The 17,635-nt window shown below is 67.8% G+C and carries 13 protein-coding genes; 6 read left to right on the plus strand and 7 right to left on the minus strand.

From position 1 onward, the window contains the following. The 3 genes from SX243_13140 to edd form a co-directional block, all read right to left on the minus strand. Positions 1-492: hypothetical protein (locus SX243_13140; protein MDY7093910.1), on the minus strand; the 492-nt coding region annotated here is incomplete at its 3' end. A 193-nt stretch (positions 493-685) separates the two neighbouring features. Then, positions 686-1,252 (minus strand): GNAT family N-acetyltransferase, encoded by a 567-nt coding sequence (locus SX243_13145; GenBank protein MDY7093911.1) that lies wholly within the window; start codon positions 1,250-1,252, stop codon positions 686-688. A 4-nt stretch (positions 1,253-1,256) separates the two neighbouring features. Beyond that, positions 1,257-3,233 carry a phosphogluconate dehydratase gene (edd, locus tag SX243_13150; GenBank protein MDY7093912.1) on the minus strand — a complete coding sequence of 659 codons (1,977 nt, stop codon included), beginning with the start codon at positions 3,231-3,233 and terminating at the stop codon, positions 1,257-1,259. 141 nt (positions 3,234-3,374) lie between these two features. Here edd and eda point away from each other — a divergent pair, with 141 nt between their 5' ends. From eda to SX243_13180, 6 genes are read left to right on the plus strand one after another with little or no spacing between them, the layout of a single operon-like run. Next, positions 3,375-4,016: a bifunctional 4-hydroxy-2-oxoglutarate aldolase/2-dehydro-3-deoxy-phosphogluconate aldolase gene (eda, locus tag SX243_13155; GenBank protein MDY7093913.1), complete on the plus strand. Its 642-nt coding sequence runs from the start codon at positions 3,375-3,377 to the stop codon at positions 4,014-4,016. Next, positions 4,013-5,497 (plus strand): glucose-6-phosphate dehydrogenase, encoded by a 1,485-nt coding sequence (zwf, locus tag SX243_13160; protein MDY7093914.1) that lies wholly within the window; start codon positions 4,013-4,015, stop codon positions 5,495-5,497. The genes eda and zwf overlap by 4 nt, the downstream gene beginning before the upstream one ends. Next, positions 5,494-6,192 carry a 6-phosphogluconolactonase gene (gene pgl / locus SX243_13165; GenBank protein ID MDY7093915.1) on the plus strand — a complete coding sequence of 233 codons (699 nt, stop codon included), beginning with the start codon at positions 5,494-5,496 and terminating at the stop codon, positions 6,190-6,192. The genes zwf and pgl overlap by 4 nt, the downstream gene beginning before the upstream one ends. Before the next feature lies 1 nt (position 6,193). Then, entirely contained in the window at positions 6,194-6,886 is a 693-nt protein-coding gene (locus tag SX243_13170) for a hypothetical protein (protein ID MDY7093916.1), read from the plus strand. A gap of 52 nt (positions 6,887-6,938) precedes the next feature. Then, on the plus strand, positions 6,939-8,033 hold the full coding sequence (locus tag SX243_13175; protein ID MDY7093917.1) for a hypothetical protein: 1,095 nt from the start codon (positions 6,939-6,941) through the stop codon (positions 8,031-8,033). After that, positions 8,030-9,193: a GDSL-type esterase/lipase family protein gene (locus SX243_13180; GenBank protein MDY7093918.1), complete on the plus strand. Its 1,164-nt coding sequence runs from the start codon at positions 8,030-8,032 to the stop codon at positions 9,191-9,193. The genes SX243_13175 and SX243_13180 overlap by 4 nt, the downstream gene beginning before the upstream one ends. A 117-nt stretch (positions 9,194-9,310) precedes the next feature. Here the strand turns inward: SX243_13180 and SX243_13185 are convergent, their stop codons facing one another. From SX243_13185 to SX243_13200, 4 genes are all read right to left on the minus strand, one after another. Beyond that, entirely contained in the window at positions 9,311-10,597 is a 1,287-nt protein-coding gene (locus SX243_13185; GenBank protein ID MDY7093919.1) for a thymidine phosphorylase, read from the minus strand. A gap of 16 nt (positions 10,598-10,613) precedes the next feature. Next, positions 10,614-11,354 (minus strand): tetratricopeptide repeat protein, encoded by a 741-nt coding sequence (locus tag SX243_13190; protein ID MDY7093920.1) that lies wholly within the window; start codon positions 11,352-11,354, stop codon positions 10,614-10,616. Between the two features lie 315 nt (positions 11,355-11,669). Next, on the minus strand, positions 11,670-14,597 hold the full coding sequence (locus SX243_13195; GenBank protein MDY7093921.1) for a penicillin acylase family protein: 2,928 nt from the start codon (positions 14,595-14,597) through the stop codon (positions 11,670-11,672). A 309-nt stretch (positions 14,598-14,906) separates the two neighbouring features. Further along, positions 14,907-17,348, minus strand: a complete 2,442-nt coding sequence (locus SX243_13200; protein ID MDY7093922.1) for an ABC transporter permease — start codon at positions 17,346-17,348, stop codon at positions 14,907-14,909. Between the last annotated feature and the right edge of the window lie 287 nt (positions 17,349-17,635).

A 17,635-nucleotide genomic window follows, 5' to 3' on the forward strand; every position in this document is an offset into this window, starting at 1 on the left:
GTCGATGACGGTGGCCGTCACCGTCTCACCGGCTTCCGCCTTGGCCCGCAGGCGCCTCAGGACGTCGGGACGCAAGGCCAGCAGGTCGATGACCCGCGAAGCCTCCACCCGCGTCTCCTCGTTGTCTCGGATGGCTTGCGAGCTGCGAGACTGCTCAGAGCGGGGCGTGAGGTCGGCGGTCTCCGTAGCGAAAAGGGCGCCGGCCACCTGGTAGCGCACCTCCACCGGCCCGACCAGCTCCGAGGCCTCGTAGATCAGGCGCTCGGCACCGACCACCGGATCCCCCGGCAACCCGGCGGCGCGAACCTCCGGATCCACCTGGACGGCCCTGGAGCAACTGAAGGCCGGAGAGGGAGCGGTGGTGGGGATCTGCGCCAGGACGGCCGGCGCCGCCAGCAACGAGGCTGCCAGGCAACAGGCCACCAGGACCCAGGCTGTTGGGAAGCTCGGCATCGACAGGGCTTCGTTCTTGAAGATGGGTCTCTTGAGCATCGGAACCTCCAATTCATTCGGCGAGTCCGCCGGGTGAGAAGATGCGCAAGATGGACCCTCGACAAGGGCGAAATTAAATCAGGCCAGAAAAGTACTCCATTTATATAACTTATGTAGCCGAATTTTTCAATTCAAGCACGGACAGGATCACTCAGCAGGAAGGGCGACGCTGAGACCGCCTCGGCGCCGCGAGTCAGGAGCCCGGACGCTCTAGAGTGAAGACCACCGCATCGTAGGTCCTGTCCCCCACCTCCAACCCCCCCTCGAGGACCTTCCGCTGGTGAGCCCCGGCCTTGGCGGCCACTCGCCGGCTGCCGACGTTGTCCTTGGCGGCACGGATCTCGATGCGCTCGACCGGCGTGTGCTCGAAGGTCCAACGCACCAGCCGCTGCACCGCTTCGGTGGCGAGACCGCGGCCGGTGGCGGAGGTGCGGATCCAATAGCCGAGGTTGGCGGTCCCGGCTTCGGCGTCGATGCCGTTGACGCCGCAAACGCCGAGAATCTGGCCCTCCTCGCCGACGATCAGGAACTCGAAGCCGCTGCCGTCGGTGCGCGCCTGGGCCTGGGCGATGATGAATTCCAGAGTCTCCTGCCGCGAGTACCCCTGGTGGCACCAGCCCATCCAGGGATGCAGCTCCGGGAAGGACTCCTGCACTGCCGCGTAGAGACCGTCGACGTCGGAGAGCTCGGGAAAGCGCAGCTCGATGCCGAGGGCTGCGCCCTCCGGCGTCCCGGCTCGGGGTGGGTCGGAGAGTTGCACCGCCTCAGGCGTCCTCGAAGGAGCCGCCGAGCACCGCCTCCGCGGGAGCGGGACGGGCCGCAGAAGCGGTGCCGCCGGCGGAGTCGTGGGCATCGGCGCTCTCTCCATCTGACTCCAGCGCAGGATGCGGCTCGTGGCCGAAAGCCCCCGCACCGAAACTCATGGCCCCCTGCTCGGCGCCGTTGGCAACGGCTCGGAAGCCGGTGAACAGCTCGCGGCCGAGGCCCTGGTGGAAATCCCCCAGGTCGCCCGGAGCCGTTAACGCTAGCGAGCTGGACCGAGCTTCCCACTCCTCGTCGGGCACCTGCACCTCCAAGACGCCGTTCTCCGGATCCAGCAGGATTCTGTCACCGTCCTGAAGCCTCGCCAGCGGTCCCCCCACCGCCGCCTCCGGGGTCAGATGGATAGCGGAGAGCACCTTGCCGGAAGCACCGGACAGCCGGCCGTCGGTGACCAGCGCTACCGAGTGACCGCGATCCTGGAGCACCCCCAGCTGGGGCATCAGCTTGTGCAGCTCCGGCATGCCGTTGGCCCGCGGCCCCTGGAAGCGCACCACCGCCACGAAGTCCCGGTCCAGCTCGCCGGCGTCAAACGCCCGCACCAGCTCCTCCTGCCGCTCGAAGATCCGCGCCGGGGCTTCCACCCGCCGGTGCTTCTCCTTCACCGCGCTGGTCTTGACCACCCCGCGGCCGAGCTTGCCATCCACCAGCCGCAGCCCGCCGGTGGCCTGGAAGGGGTCGTCGTGGGAGCGCAGGATCAGGGCGTCCCGGCTCTTCTCCGGCGAGGGTCGCCACGCCAGCTCGCCATCCTCCAGCAGCGCCTCCCGGCGGTAGCGCTCCAGCCCCGGACCGGCGATGGTGCGCACGTCCGGGTGCAGCAACCCGGCGTCCAGCAGCTGGCCGATGAGGAACGGCAGGCCGCCGGCCTGATGGAAGTGGTTCACGTCGGCGCTACCGTTGGGGTAGACCCGCGCCAGCAGGGGCACGGCGGAGGACAGCCGGTCGAAATCTTGCCAGTCGATGATCACCCCCGCCGCCCGGGCGATGGCCACCAGGTGCAGGGTGTGATTGGTGGAACCACCGGTGGCCAAGAGCCCCACCACCGCGTTGAGGATCGCCCGCTCGTCGACGATCTCCCCCAGCGGCGTGTACTCCTCCCCGCCGTGCACCAGGTCCACCACCCGCTGGGCGGCGGCGTCGGTGAGAGCGTCCCGTAGCGCCGTTCCGGGGTTGATGAACGACGCCCCGGGCAGGTGCAGGCCGAGGATCTCCATGAACATCTGATTGCTGTTGGCGGTGCCGTAGAAAGTGCAGGTGCCCGGCGAATGGTAGGAGGCGGACTCGGCGTCCAGCAGCTCCCGCTGGCTGATCTTGCCCTCGGCGTAGAGCTGGCGGATGCGCGCCTTCTCCTTGTTGGACAGCCCCGACGGCATGGGCCCGGCGGGGATGAAGACCACCGGCAGATGGCCGAAGGAGAGAGCACCTAGCAGCAGGCCGGGGATGATCTTGTCGCACACTCCCATGCACACCGCGCCGTCGAACATATTGTGGGAAAGGGCGACGGCGGTGGACAAAGCAATGACGTCGCGACTGAACAGGGAGAGCTCCATCCCCGGCTGACCCTGGGTGACGCCGTCGCACATGGCGGGAACGCCGCCGGCGAACTGAGCCACGGCGCCGCGCTGGCGTACCGCCTCCTTGATGCGCTGGGGATAGGTCTCGAAGGGCTGGTGCGCCGACAGCATGTCGTTGTAGGCCGAGACGATGGCGATATTGGGCTCCTCCCCCTCCTTCAGCGCCTCCTTGTCGTGGGCGCCGCAAGCGGCAAAGCCATGGGCCAGGTTGGAGCACGAGAGCTGCGTGCGGGTGCGCCCGTCACGAGCGGCGCGGTGGATCTTGTCGAGATAGCTCTGTCGGGAGAGCCGGCTGCGACGGCGCACCCGCTCGGTGACGGCTTCGAGAGTGGGGTGGAGCTTCGTCATTTCACATCCTAGGATGAGTCAAATCGGTGAAAGTGAGCTAGTAAATCGATCAAGCTGGCCGAAGTCATCGCCCTGGAACTGTACAATCTTCCGGCCACAGTCGATCAGCATCGTCCTCAAGAGACTAACAGGAGACCGCCCGTGCCCCCATCCCAGCATCCTTCCTCCTCGCCCCTGGCAGAGCTCTTGAGCCGCGCGCCGGTGCTGCCGGTGTTGGTGGTGAAGCAAGCCGACGACGCAGTGCCCCTGGCCCGTGCCCTGGCCGCCGGCGGGCTGCCGATCCTGGAGATCACCCTGCGCACCGTCGACGCCCTGGAAGCGGTGCGCCGCATCGCCGCCGAGGTCCCGGAGGCGGTGGTGGGAGTGGGCACCGTCACCCACCCCGCTCAGCTGGACGAAGCGGCGAAAGCCGGCGCCCGCTTCGCCGTCAGTCCCGGACTGCCGCCGACGCTGGCGGCAGCGGCCTCCGACGCGCCCATCCCGCTCTTGCCGGGGGTGCAGACGGCGACGGAGGCGATGGCGGCCCAGGATCTAGGATTCCACCTGCTCAAGCTCTTCCCCGCCTCGGTGGCGGGGGGCGTGGCGGCCCTCAAGGCTCTCGGCGGTCCGCTACCGGACTTGCGCTTCTGCCCCACCGGCGGCATCTCCGCCGCCACCTTTCGCGACTACCTGGCCCTGCCTAACGTGATCTGCGTCGGCGGCTCCTGGGTGGCGCCGGCGGCGGCGGTGGCCGCCCGCGACTGGCAAGGGATCACCCTCCTCGCCAAGGAGGCCAGCTCATGAAGATCAAGACCGACGCCCCCTTCGACATGATCGTCATCGGCGCCAGCGGCGACCTGGCCCAGCGCAAGCTCCTGCCAGCGCTGTACTTTCTGCACAAACATGGCGACCTCTCCCCCACCGGACGCATCATCGGCGTGGCGCGCCATGAGTGGACCCAGGATGAATTCCTGCGCACCGCCGAGGCCAGCTGCCGCAAATACCTCGACCAGGGCGATTTCTCCGACGACGATTGGAGCTCCTTCGCCCGGCGGCTGCACTATCTGGCCCTGGCCGCCACCGAGCCCGAGAGCTACGCCGACCTGGCCCGGCTGCTGGCGCAGGACGGCGAGGACGCGGAACGGCGGGCGCGCATCTTCTACCTGGCGACGCCGCCGGATCTCTACGGCAGCATCAGTCACGCCATCGCCGCCGCCGGCCTGATCACCTCCGGTGCCCGCATCGTGCTGGAAAAACCCATCGGCAGCGACCTCGACTCCGCCGCCGCCATCAACGCCTCCGTCGGCGAGGTCTTCCCCGAGGACCGCATCTACCGCATCGACCACTACCTGGGCAAAGAGACGGTGCAAAACCTCATGGCCCTGCGCTTCGGCAACGCTCTCTTCGAGCCCATGTGGCGTTCGGAGCACGTCGATCACGTGCAGATCACCGTCGCCGAGACCCTCGGCGTGGAGGGCCGGGGCGCCTACTACGACCAGAGCGGCGCGCTGCGGGACATGGTGCAGAACCACCTCCTCCAGCTCCTCTGCCTGGTGGCCATGGAACCCCCCAGCCGCCTGGCCCAGGACGCCATCCGCGAAGAGAAGATCAAGGTTCTGCGCTCGCTGCGACCCATCGAAGGAGAGGATCTGGCACGCAAGACGGTGCGCGGGCAATACCGCGAGGGCGCCATCGCCGGACAGTCGGTGGTGGGTTATTTGGAGGAACCGGACACCGACCCCGCCTCCGGCACCGAGACCTTCGTCGCCCTCAAGGCGGAGGTGGACAATTGGCGTTGGGCCGGCGTGCCCTTCTATCTGCGCACCGGCAAGCGCATGGGGCATCGCGTGTCGGAGATCATCATCCAATTCCGCAGGGTGCCGCACCTGCTCTTCACCGATCAGGCCAACGCCATTCAGGACAACCGCTTGGTGATCCGCCTGCAGCCGGACGAGAGCATCAAGCTGGCGCTGATGATCAAGACCCCCGGGGCCGGCATGGCCCTGCGCCGGGTGCACCTCAACCTGAATATGGCGGAGACCTTCGAGGAGCGCCCGGCCCTGGCCTATGAACGCCTGCTCATGGACGTCATCCGCGGCAACGCCACCCTCTTCATGCACCGCACCGAGGTGGAAGAGGCCTGGCGCTGGATCGACACCATCCTCGAAGGCTGGGAGGCCCGCGGCGACCGCCCCCGCTATTACAATGCCGGTACCTGGGGTCCGCCGGAGTCCATCGCCCTGGTGGTGAGGGACGAGCGGGCCTGGTACGAGCACCTGGTATGAGCCCCGAAGAACAACACTTTCCCAACCCCCAAGGGCTCGCCGAAGCCCTGGCGGAGGAGCTCGCCGGGGTCCTGGCGGCCGCCGTGGAAACCCGCGGCGAGGCCTCCCTGGTGGTCTCCGGCGGCAGCACGCCCCTGCCCCTCTTCACCGCCCTCAGCCGGCGCGCTCTACCCTGGGAGACGGTCTCGGTCGGCCTCGCCGACGAGCGCTGGGTCGATCCTTCGGATCCGGCGAGCAACGAGCGGCTGGTGCGCAAGAAGCTGCTCCAAGGTCCCGCCGCCGCAGCCCGGTTCGTCGGGATGAAGACTCCGGAGGACACCCCCGAGGCCGGCCGGGACGCCTGCGAGGAAGCCCTGAAGGCCCTAAACCGCCCCTTCGACGCCGTCGTGTTGGGTATGGGCGGTGACGGCCACACCGCCTCCCTCTTCCCCACCGCCCCGGAGCTCGCCGACGGTCTCGACCCGGCGAGCGGCAAGACCTGCCTGGCGGTGCACCCCGGCGGCAGCCTGCCGCCGCGCATGAGCCTCACCCTCCCGGCCCTCCTCGACAGCCGCCACCTCTACCTCCACATCACCGGCGAGGAGAAGCTCCAGGTCTACCATCGCGCCCTGGGGCCCGGCACCGTCGAGGAGCTGCCCATCCGCGCCGTCCTGCGCGGCGCCGCGGAGCGGATTCAGGTATGGTGGGCACCCTGATATGAGCACCTCTCCCCCATCTCCCAACCCCGGGGCCCAATCCTCTGGGCCCCAATCCTCGAATCCCCAGTCGCCGAATCCCCAGTCGCCGAATACCCAGTCGCCGAATACCCAGTCGCCGAATACCCAGTCGCCGAATACCCAGTCGTCGAGACCCCATTCATCGAAACCCCCTTCATCGAAACCCCAGCGCCGCTACCTGGTAGCCGGCGTCACGGTCCTCGCCATCGCCGGCTGGCTGCTCCTGCCGGCTCTGGGCGTGCCCCTACCCCCGCTGGCCCGCAGCTGGCCGGTCTTCATCCTCCTCGGGGCCCTGGCCTCGGTGGCGGATTTCTTCGTCGGCAGTCGGGCTCCGGGATCCCTGGGTCGGGGCGCCTTCGGCATCGGCCTGGCACTTCTCTGCTTCGGATTCAGCACTGGCCGTTGGGGCTTTTTCGAGGATTTCTTCCTCTGGTTCCCCGCCCTTCCGCTGATCGTCGGAGCCGGCTTTCTGGCCACCTGGCTCGCCGACGGCCGGCGCCGGCACCGGCAACTCATCGCCGGCGTGGTGGGCGTCGGGCTGGGCATTACCGGCTTCACCTACCGCTTCGATTGGCTACACCGGCTGATCCCGTCGCCGGCGGTGTTCTGGGGCCTCCTGCTGCTGATTCTCGGAGCCTTGCTCCTATGGCACAACTTCCGCGCGCGGAGCTGAGCCCGGCTGCCGTTGACACCTCGCCGTAGCGACCGTAGGATTCCCTTCTCCCATGAAGAACTGCCCAAAGTGTGTCCTTTCGCCTCTCGCCCTGGCCATCGCCTTGTTGGCCATCCTGACCCTGCTGCCGGCCACCGCCGGAGCCAGCGAGATCATCAATCCCATCTTCTCCGCCGCCGGTGAGCCGGACGAGCCGACGATCCTGCGCCTGCGCTGGAGCACCGCGGTCCTCGAGCTGCCCAATGGCGAAACTCGCCGCCTGGAGCTGCCGGAGAACGTTCAGGTCCACAGCGCCGTCGGCGACACCGGGGGATGGTGGCTCGCCGGTCGTGAGACCCTGGAGAACCGCCTCGGCCTCTGGGTGGGACGCTTGAGCCTCGGGGCCGATCCCGCCGAGGCTCTCTCCGAGCACAGCGTGCCGGATACCACCGACAGGCATCTCTGTGAATTGGTGCTGCTGACCGCCGACGGCGAGCTGCTGGGCGCCGCCTGGTTCGAAGGCCCCAACGAAAACTCCGTCGCCGTCCGCGCCGCACGGTTCGACGAGGCCGACGGCTGGAGCGCGCCGGAGACCGTGGCGGAATCCGCCGAGGGCACCCAGATCGCGCTGGCCGGTGCCGCCATCGCGGATGGTTCCAGCGCCGTGGTCTGGAGCGCCTTCGACGGTACCGACGACGAAATCCTGGTCAGCCGCTGGGAAGGCCAGAGCTGGTCTGCTCCGCAACGCGTCGCCGACGACAACGAGGTTCCCGACATCGTGCCGGCGGTGGCCTGGGTCGGCAGCGGCGCCGACCGCGTGCTGACCGTCAGCTGGAGCCGCTACACCCCGGACGGCTACACCCTCCACACCACCCGCTGGGACGGTGAGGCGTGGCGGGGCCAGGGCGCCCTGACGGCTCCGGGAACGGTCTTCCCCACGTTCGACCACCTCCAAGGAGCCACCTTGCTGACCTACCGCCAAGCCCTTCCCCGCTCCTGGGTGGTCGCCCGGCTGGACGCCGACGGCAGGATCGAGAAACAAGCGGTGGTGGCGGATCCCGACGGCTTGCGGCCGGTGGCCCTGGCCCTCGACGAGAAGGCCGTGGAGGTGTTGCCGGCGACGGACGGCGCCGAGGTCCAGCGCCTGACCTGGGAGACGAACCGATGAGCGGCTCACCTCTCCGCGTTCTGTCCGCTTCTCTAGCCCTGGTGCTGGCGTCGATGCTCGCCGTGCCGGCGGCGGCCCAGATCGAATACGTCGCCTTCGGGGACAGCATCACCGAGGGCTTCGGCGACGATGCCGGTCAGCGCGAGCGCGGCTATCCGCCGCGGCTGGCTCAATTGCTAGCCGACCGCGGCGTCAACGCCACCGTGACCAATTTCGGCCTCGGCGGCGAGACCACCGCCGAAGGCCTGAGCCGCATTCCGGTGGTCTTCTCCCAGGGCGGCGACGTGCTGCTGTTGATGGAAGGCACCAACGATATCGGCATGCGGATCTCACCGGAGACCATTCGCTTCAACCTCGACTCCATGGCGGATCGGGCCGAGAACAACGGCTTCGAGGTGGTCCTCGCCACCATCATCCCGCGCTTCCCCACCGCCAACTTCGACGGCAGCAACCGCATCACCGGCCGCCTGGCGGGCCTGATCCGGGAGCTCGCTCACGACGAGGCGCGGGAGTTGGTGGACCCTTTCCAGGTCTTCTTCCGCGACACCCCGGGAGTCTTCGACGAGCTCTATGTCGGCGGAGGGGATCGCTTGCATCCCAACGGAGAGGGCTATGACGCCCTGGCGGAGATCTTCGCCGACGTCCTCACCGGCGTCGACAATGTGCCGCCGGTGACCGGCCTGGTGAGCCCCGAGGACGACGACCAGAACGTCTCCCCCAACACCGCCATCGCCATCGACCTCTATGATTTCGGTGCCGGCATCGACATGGCCAACACCAGCCTGCGCATCAACGACCAGTTGGTGACCGCCAACATCACCGGCGACAGCGACAAGCTGGAAATCCGCTACCAGCCCCCGGCACCGCTCTCCGGCGTGGTCTTCGTAGGCTTGAGCTCCCGAGACCTGGCGGCCCCGGCCAACAACACCCTCGACCGCAACATCATGCAGTTCGTCATCGCCGGCACCCAATTCCTCCCCGGCGACATCGACCGCGACGGCCGCGTCGACGGCACCGACCTGGTGCTCTTCGCCGTCCGCTTCGGTTCGGAACGGGGCGACGGCCGCTTCCGGGCCTTCGCTGATTTGAACGGCGACGACGCCGTGGACGGGCGGGATCTGGCGATTCTGGCGAGTAATTTTGGTGGGACGGCGAGCTGATTGAGGCTGAGTCGAGATAGCGGCGGCGGTTGAGGTTGCAGCCCCTCACCCCCTCGGTCCCCTCTCCCAGCCCTTCCTTCCCCCTCCCGGTAGAGGGGGAAGCTCAAAGCTCGGACATCACCCCACCGTCTCGTAGATCAACGGCGGAGAGTTTCCCTCGTCCTCAATCCCGAAGCAGCCCCGGAAGTGCTCCACTAGCTCTTCGTCTTCCTTCCGAAGATAGAGCCGGGCCAGCTCCTGGCCCTCCTCCACTGAATCCCCCAGCCGCGCGTCGATGCGCAGAGAGACCTCGTGGTCGATGCGGTCGCCGGGGACCTTGCGGCCGCCGCCGGCGGTGGAGAGGAGGAGGCCCAGGCGGCGGTTGGCGACCTTGGCGAGGTGGCCGGGGCGGGGGGCTAGGATGGGGACCTCGACGGGCGCCAGGGGCAGCTGGGGGTCGTCCAGCCAGCTCTCCTCCGCCCCCTGGATGCGGGCCCAGCGGTCGAAGACGCGGCGAGCGGCACCGGAGGTGATGGCCTCTTCCAGCTGCCGGCGCTCCAGCGGCTTGCCCAGCAGCTGGGCCAGCTCCAAGCACAGAACGTAGGTCACCTCCATGACGTCCTCGGGGCCCTCGCCGTCGAGGCATTGGAGGGTCTCCAAGACCTCGGAAGCGTGGCCCACCCAGCGCCCCAGGGGCTGGTTCATGTCGGTGATCACCGCCTTCGCCGGGGTGCCCAGGGAGCGGCTGGTCTCCACCAGCATGCGGGCCAGGCGCCGGCCCTCGTCGATCTCGGTCAGAAACGCACCGTCACCGGTCTTGAGATCGAAGACCACCCCGGCGGTGCCGGTGGCGAGCTTCTTGGACAGGATGCTGGAGGTGATGAGGGGCAGCGACTCGACGGTGCCGGTGACGTCGCGCAGGGAGTAGAGCTTGCGGTCCGCCGGTGCGATCTCTCCGGTGGCCATACCGATGGCCATACCCACGTCCTGGAGCAGCTCGACGGTGAGCTGGCGGTTGAGCTCGAGGCTGAGGCCGGGGATGCTCTCCAGCTTGTCGGCGGTACCGCCGGTATGCCCCAGGCCACGGCCGGTGAGCATGGCCACGGGGATGCCGCAGGCCGCCAGCAGCGGCGAGAGCACCAAGGAGATCTTGTCGCCGACGCCGCCGGTGGAGTGCTTGTCCCCCACCCCCGGCACATCGTCCACCAGTTTCCAGCGCTCCCCGGACTCGAGCATGGCCCGGGTCAGGGCGTGGGTCTCTTCGGTATCCATGCCGCGGATCACCGCGGCCATGAGGAAGGCTCCCAGCTGAGCGTCGCTCCAACCCTCGCCGCAGGCTCCGTTCACCAGGTGGCGGATCTCCGCTTCCGTCAGGCTCTCGCCGTCACGCTTGCGGAGGAGGATCGAATAGGGGGTGATGGTCATGAGGGCGCGCGCCGGCTCAGGCTGCTGCGCCGCCTAGCTCCTGGGTCTTCTGCTGCGCCTCGCCGCGGTACTGAGAGCTGGGGTACTCGTCGAGGATGCGCTGGTAGTAGCCCAAGGCCTCGTCGTCCCGGGAGAGCTCTTCGAGGGTCTGGGCCAGCTCGAAGAGGATGACATCCTCCGGCAGCGGAGTCTCGTCGGAATCGAGCATCGCCTGCAGCTCCTCCACGACCCCTTCCTGATCGCCGGCGTCGCGCTTGGCGCTGAGCAAGTTGAGGCGTACCTGCACTGCCAGCAGGTCGCGCTCGTGATCATCGAGGAAGGCCTGCCAAAGCTCCTGCGCCCGCGCCAGGTCCCCTTCTTCCACCGCCAGGTCGGCGAGGAAGATATTCGCCAACGCCGCCGGCTCGGTCCCGCCGTAGCTGTCCTGGACCTCGAGAAAGAGCTCCCGGGCACGCTCGCGGCGGGCCTCCTCGGTGGGGAACGTGAGCTCGTCCTGGGCTTCCTCGGGCACCGCGGAGGACTCCGCCACCGGCGCGTTGAAGGCCTTCAGGGCGTCGTCCAAGGCCAGACTCGCCTGCGCGTCACGGTGGCGCAGGAACCAGACCACGACGGCCGCGATGAGGATGACCGCGACCACCGCCGCCACCGCCAAACCGATGGTCCGGAGATGGCTTCGGCCGTAGTCCAGGCCGCCCTCCATGGCGCTGAGAAATTGGTCTTTCTGCTTGATCTCCTTGCGGGTCAAACGATCACTCATGATCCTGGGTCTCCTGCGCCCTAAACGATGGGCGCTCTTGGCGGTGCCTTCTTGGCGATAGCCTTCTTGCTTACGGGCCTGCTATTCGACAGGTCAGCGGCCCCAGATCCGGCTCAGCGACGGGGGCTGACGGTCTTCCGCGTTGGTCTAATTTTGGGCGTCGAGGTCCCGGCGTGGGGCTTCGAGGCCGTCGAACCGGGCACAACAGCCTCGGACATTACCACAACAAAGCCCACGGAGGGCCCCCTAGGGAGCCCTGCCGTGAGCTGAATTTCCATCGGCCGTCCGTACAGCGCGACGGGCTGCCTAGCGGCTTCAGGGAGCGGGCAGGAAGTGCTGCACCCGCAACCCTGGCGCCGCCGCCCCGTCATCCTCCACCGCCGCCTTGGTCCGCAGCGGATCGAGGGTCTGTACCGGGGCATAGCGGTTGGTCAGCCAGCGCCCCAGCTGGGAGGTGTAACCCGGCGACGTGGGGTCGCCGCTCTGGCCCCCCGGCAGGATCTGGAAGGCTTCGATGCCCGCCGGATCGAGCACGGCGTAGAAGCGCCGCCCCGGGCTCAAGGTGTAGCGGAAGGCGTTGGCGTCCGACGCCCGCAGGTCGTGGGTGCCGGTATCGACGGTGGCGAAGCCGCCGCCCCGGGCCAGCCCCGGCAGCTCCGGCGCCAGGTTCTCGAACCCGCCCATGGGAGGCACGCTCAACGGCCCTCCCAACGGATGTCCGAGGGTGATGCGGTGGAGCTTGCCCCAGCGGTAATCCGAGAGCTCGGTGGAGCCGCCGAAGGCATCGGCGAAGGCGTCCCCGGCGAGCAAGTCCAGAGTGTCCCGCATCGCCTGCAGCAAGACCGCGTCCCGAGCCGACTCCTCGGAGAAACTCTCCATGCGGAAGAATTCGACGCCGGAGATGATGTCCTGGGGCACCCGGGCATCATCCTCTCGCTGCAGCAGATGCAACAGCGCCACATGTCCCTGGCGGTAGGGCGGCAGGTGATCCGCGAGGTTCAATCGCTGGAGCGTTCCGTCCACCACCCGCTGCAGAAGCTGGCCACGATAGACGCTGAACAGGGTCGCGGCGACGCTGTCGTCGATCTCCTGCTGGCTCGGCGGAGCCAAAGCGTCGGGGTCGTCGCCGGGGTCGTAGCCCTGTTGAATGCCGGTGGGCGCCGAGCCGTCCCAGGCTTCCAGCCGTTGCACCGCTTCCGCCAGCCTCGGCTCGTCGAGGATGCTCGCCAGGCCCATGGGATTCCCGGGATGGGTCGCCCGCTCGTAGGCTTCCACCAGCTCCGGCACCAGCAGGGCGGCGTCCGGCAGGCGATGGTCGCTCTGCATCCGCCGCACCGCCGCCTGGTCCACCTTGCCGGCGCTCAGCGTCTCCTCCAGCATCGTGCGAATGCGCTGCGCCCGCAGACTGACGTAGGAGCGGTGAAGGTAGTGCACTCCCCCGCCGGGGCGCTGCTGATTGAGCGCGTCGTTGTCCAGGGTGCTGCCCAGGGGATCGTTGTTGGCGCTGACCAAGAATCCCTGTTCCGGGTTGATCGCCGACGGCATCTCCACCAGCGGCAGGACTTGGTAGTTCAGGCTGCGGTCCGCCCGCGGCCGCACCGCCGGCAGCCATTCGTGGAGACGCTCACCGCGGCCATCGCGGATCAGGTAGGGCTCGGCGCCATCGGCGGCGCCCAGCAGCTGCAGATCCTCCCGCAGCGGCATCTCACCGGTGACGAAATAGCCCAGATTGCCCCGCACGTCGGCGTAGGCCATGTTGAAGGTGAAGCCATCGGCGAAGCGCAATCCGTCCTGAAAGTCCCGCAGGGTCTGGGCACGGTGCCAGCGCAGGAAGGCTTCCAGGTCGAGGGTGCCGGTCCAACCGGTGAACTGTACGCTGAGCCCCGTGGCCCGGCCATCCACCGGCGTTCCGAAGCTCATCAACGGCCCCTGATTGCGGCGCGGCACGTGGAACGTCTTGCCGCCCTCCAGGGGGCCTACCGCGAGCTCTTCGAAGGTGTTCAGAGCGCCGTCGCCGAGAACGTTGGCCCGGTAGCTCTGGTCGGTGACCCGCAGGGGCTCCCGCTCGCCGCGGAAGACCGTATGGGTGGGCAGGCCGGTGGCGCGATCGAAGATCACTTCTTCCTCGTAGACGTCGGTGAGATCGAGGCTGCTGTTGGTGGCGCCGAAACAGACGCGGCGGGTGCAGCCGGTGACCACCGCCGGCATCCCCGCGAAGGTGGCCCCGGTGATGTCCAGGGGCTCCGCACCCCGCCCCAAGCTGTGGCGGGCCTGCAGCTGCACTTCGTAGAGCACCGGCGGCAGGGAGAGGAATTGATGCGGGTCGTTGGCCAGGATGGCCTTGCCGGAAGCGGTATGCTCCCCCGCCACCAACCACCAATTGCTGCCAATACCGCCGTGATCGCCGTCGAGGCTGGCGGCCAGCAGCGGGTGCTGCCGCAGCTCCCGGGCCAATTCCCTACCCTGCTCCACGGTCTGGGGGCTGGGGCGGAACGGAGCCGACCGAATAGCGTTGGAACGGCCGCTTTCCCTTACCGAGGAAGCGGCCAGGGCTCCCCCGCCGCCTTCCGGCACGGTGACCGCGCCGACGATGGGGGCGAGGCGGAAGATCTCGTTGTAGAAGAGCGCGTCCCCGTCGAAGTCGGAGGCTTCACCGGCGTTGCGGTAGGCCTCCAGGGCGGCGGTGCGCTCAATGTCGCTGAGATCGAGCCACGAGCCCAAGGTGAAGCCCTTGAGCAAGAGCAGCGAATCTTCCGCCAGCCACGGGCGCACGCTCTCCGGGCCGAGCTCCAGGAATCCGTACTCGATGGGCAGCGGGTGGCGCGCCAAGAAGAGATTGACCCCTTCCGCATAGGCCGCCATCAAATCCCGCGACTCCGGGGGCAGCATCGCCAGGCTCTCCACCGCGGCGCGGCGCAGATCCCAGCGGCGATACTGGCGATCCGAACCCAAGCCCGGAGCCCCCACCATCTCCGTCAGCCTTCCTTCGAAGAGATGGCGGAAGAAATCGATCTGGAAGAAGCGATCCTGAGCGTGGACGTATCCCAAGAGCACGAATGCGTCGCGCTCCGACGCGGTCTGGATGTGTGGAATGCCCTCCCCGTCCCACAGGATACTAGCGGGTTCCTGCAGCTGGGGAGCGCTCAAGGACTCGGTCGCCTCGGCGCGGTTGGCGAGCCCCAGAACGAGTGCGATGGCACAGACGAGAACAGAAAAGAACGACGTGACGTGACGTGAATGCATCCTTTGCCCCTTCCTCATACGGGCACCACGTCAACGGATCTCTGGCGGGGATCGCAGCGCGCGGCGCCTCTTTGGTTATCCCTACCCTTGGCAGAATGCTTTGGCCATATAGCTACTATCTTACTACAAGAAATCGAAGAGTCTGCATTTACGCCCAACTCCAGGAGTGAGAAAGAGCTTCTACGGCCCGAGCCGGACCCTTGGGAGGCCTTGTGAAAAGGCCCTTGGAAAGGAAAGCGCGTGAGGCTGGCGGGCGGAGGGGCCGAACCCGTGGACTGGCTCGGCAACCTCCGGTGGGGGGGGTCGCGCCTAATCGTAGCGCAGAGCGACCATCGGGTCCACTCGGCTGGCCCGAAGCGCCGGCACCAGGGTCGCCAGCAAGGCGACCAGCGCGAAGACGATGGAGACGCCGACGACCACCGTCGGATCCGAGGGCGCGACCTCGAAGAGCACGCTCTCGATCCATCGAGAGACGAGGAAGGTGAGGATCAGCCCGAGACCCAGGCCCCAGGCGGCGAGGGTCAGGCCCTCCTGCACCACCATGCGGATCACCCGCCGCCGCGGTGCTCCCAGAGCCATGCGCATACCGATCTCCCGGCGCCGCTGGACCACGGCGAAGGCCATGACGCCGTAAATGCCCACCGAGGCCAGGACCACCGCCAGCACGGCGAAGGCCCCCAGCAGCACGGCGTAGAGCCGCGGCTGAGACACCTTCTCCGACAATCGGGTCTCCATGGTCTTGACGTCGAAGACCGGCTGATTGGGATCGATGTTGAGGATCGCCCGGCGAATGGGCTCCGCCAACACCGCCGGATCACCCTCGGTGCGCGCGAGAAGGAACATCGCCGGGAAGTTGTACTGCGAGAAGGGGACGTACATCTCCGGTTTCATCGGCTGATCGATCTCGTCCTGGCGGGTGCTCCCCACCACACCGATGATCTCGCCACCCACCGGAACCCGCGGGAAGAGGTCGGCCACCAGCGAGCCCATCACCAGGCGCTCCCCCAGAGGGCTTTCGTCGGGCCAGAACTGCCGCGCCATCGCCTCGTTGATCACCACCACCGGCCGTGAATCCTCGCGGTCCTGCGGGTTGAACACCCGGCCGGCCTTGAGAGGGATGCCCATGGTGGCGAAATATCCCGGGCTGACGGTACGGAATCCCGAGACCACCACGTCATCCAAGGTCTCCGGCGGATCGCCCTCGATGAAGAAATCCCAGTCGAAGCCGATACTCGCCAGCGGCAGCCAGGATGCGGCTCCGACGGAGTCCACCTGAGGCAGGGAACCCACTTCCTCGAGCATGCTGCGATAGAAGGTGACTTGACGGGCTGGATCCGGATAGCGGCCGTCGGGCAAGGCGACCTGGAGACTCAGGACCCCTTCCGGCTCGAACCCCAGCTCGGCATCGAGAGTGTTGAAAAAGCTCTTCATCATCAAACCCGCCACCACCAACAGACAGAGAGCGAAAGCCACCTCCAGAACCACCACCGCTCGCCGCAGCAGGCGCGCCGATCCCCCGGCGGCGCCGCTCCGGCCGCCTTCCTTGAGCAGCTCGTAGAGCCCGCTGGTGGCCAGGGTCACCGCCGGTGCCAGGCCGAAGAGCACGCCGGTGATCAATGAGGCCAGGAAGGCGAAGAGCAACACCCGGCCATCCACCGCCAGCTCCTCGATGCGCGGTACCTGGCCCGCCAGCATGGAGGCCAGCCAGCGCACCGCGACGCCGGTGAAGGCCAGGCCCAGAATCCCGCCCACCAGAGCCAGCACCACGCTCTCGGTGACCAACTGTCGGCCGAGGCGCAGGCGGCTGGCACCCAAGGAGCGGCGCAGAGCGAACTCGGAGCCCCGGGCCGTGGCCCGGGCCAACAATAGATTGGCGACGTTGGCGCAGGCGATGAGGAGCAGCCCGCCGACGGCGGCCAGGAGCAAGAAGAGACTCGAACGTAGATTGCCCACGGTGCGTTCATAGAGCGTGAAGATCACCGCGTCGAAGCCGGTGTTGGAACCGGGGTACTCCTGCTCCAACGCTCCGGTGAGGGCCGCCATCTCCTCCTGCGCCCGTTGCAGACTCACCCCGTCCTTGAGCCGTGCCACCGTGTTCAAGGTGCGCACGGTCCGCCCGGACCACTCTTCTTGGGTGAAGGCCTTGGGCAGCCAGAGCTCCGTCTCCTGGGGAAAGCGGAACCCCGGGGGCATGATCCCCACCACCTGATAAGGCACGCCGTCGAGGCTGACGGTGTCCTCGAGGATTCCCCGGTCGCCACCGAATCGCCGCTGCCACAACCCATAGGTCAGTACCACCACCCGGCCGGCGCCGGGCTGGTCCTCTTCCGGCAAGAAGGTACGGCCGTGCAAGGGCTGCACTCCGAAGACCTCGAAGAAGCCATCGGTGACGGTGGTGGTGTTGATGCGCTCGGGCTCGGCCTCGCCGGTGAGATTGAAGCCGGTGCCCTGGTAGAGCGAATAGCCTGCGAAAGTGGCAAAGCTCTCCGCCTGGCGCCGCCAATCGCGGAAGTTGGCCGGCGACACCGGATACCACTTCCAGCCGCGCTCCAGATTGCGTTCGAAGACCTGGACCAGGCGCTCGGACTCGGGATACGGCAGGGGCCGCAGCAACACCGTGTTGACCACGCTGAAGATGGTGGTGCTGGCGCCGATGCCCAGGGCGAGGGTGAGCAAGGCCACCGCGGTGAACCCGGGGTTGCGGGCGAGGGCTCGCAGGGCGAAGCGCAGGTCTCGGAGGAGTCCGCTCATGGCGTCCTTTCTGGAGGCAGGGGGGCTGCCGGCACCGCGCCGGAACTCACCGACGATGGGTTCTGCCCAGAGCCACCGAAATCACTCGTCCGAAGGATGCGCCATGGGCTGCATCCAAGGGGGTCTGACGGCCCAGCGGGGAGACCCGAATAGATCTTCGAAGAAAGGGGATTATACCAGACTGCCCAAGGCCCCGGGGAGACCTGGCGAGGTGCTGAAAAGCAAACGGGGAGCAGCTCGTATCAGAGCCACTCCCCGCGCTTTGGAGTCGATGCGATGGGGGGATC

It is taken from the genome of Acidobacteriota bacterium, assembly GCA_034211275.1.
Lineage (GTDB): Bacteria > Acidobacteriota > Thermoanaerobaculia > Multivoradales > JAHZIX01 > JAGQSE01.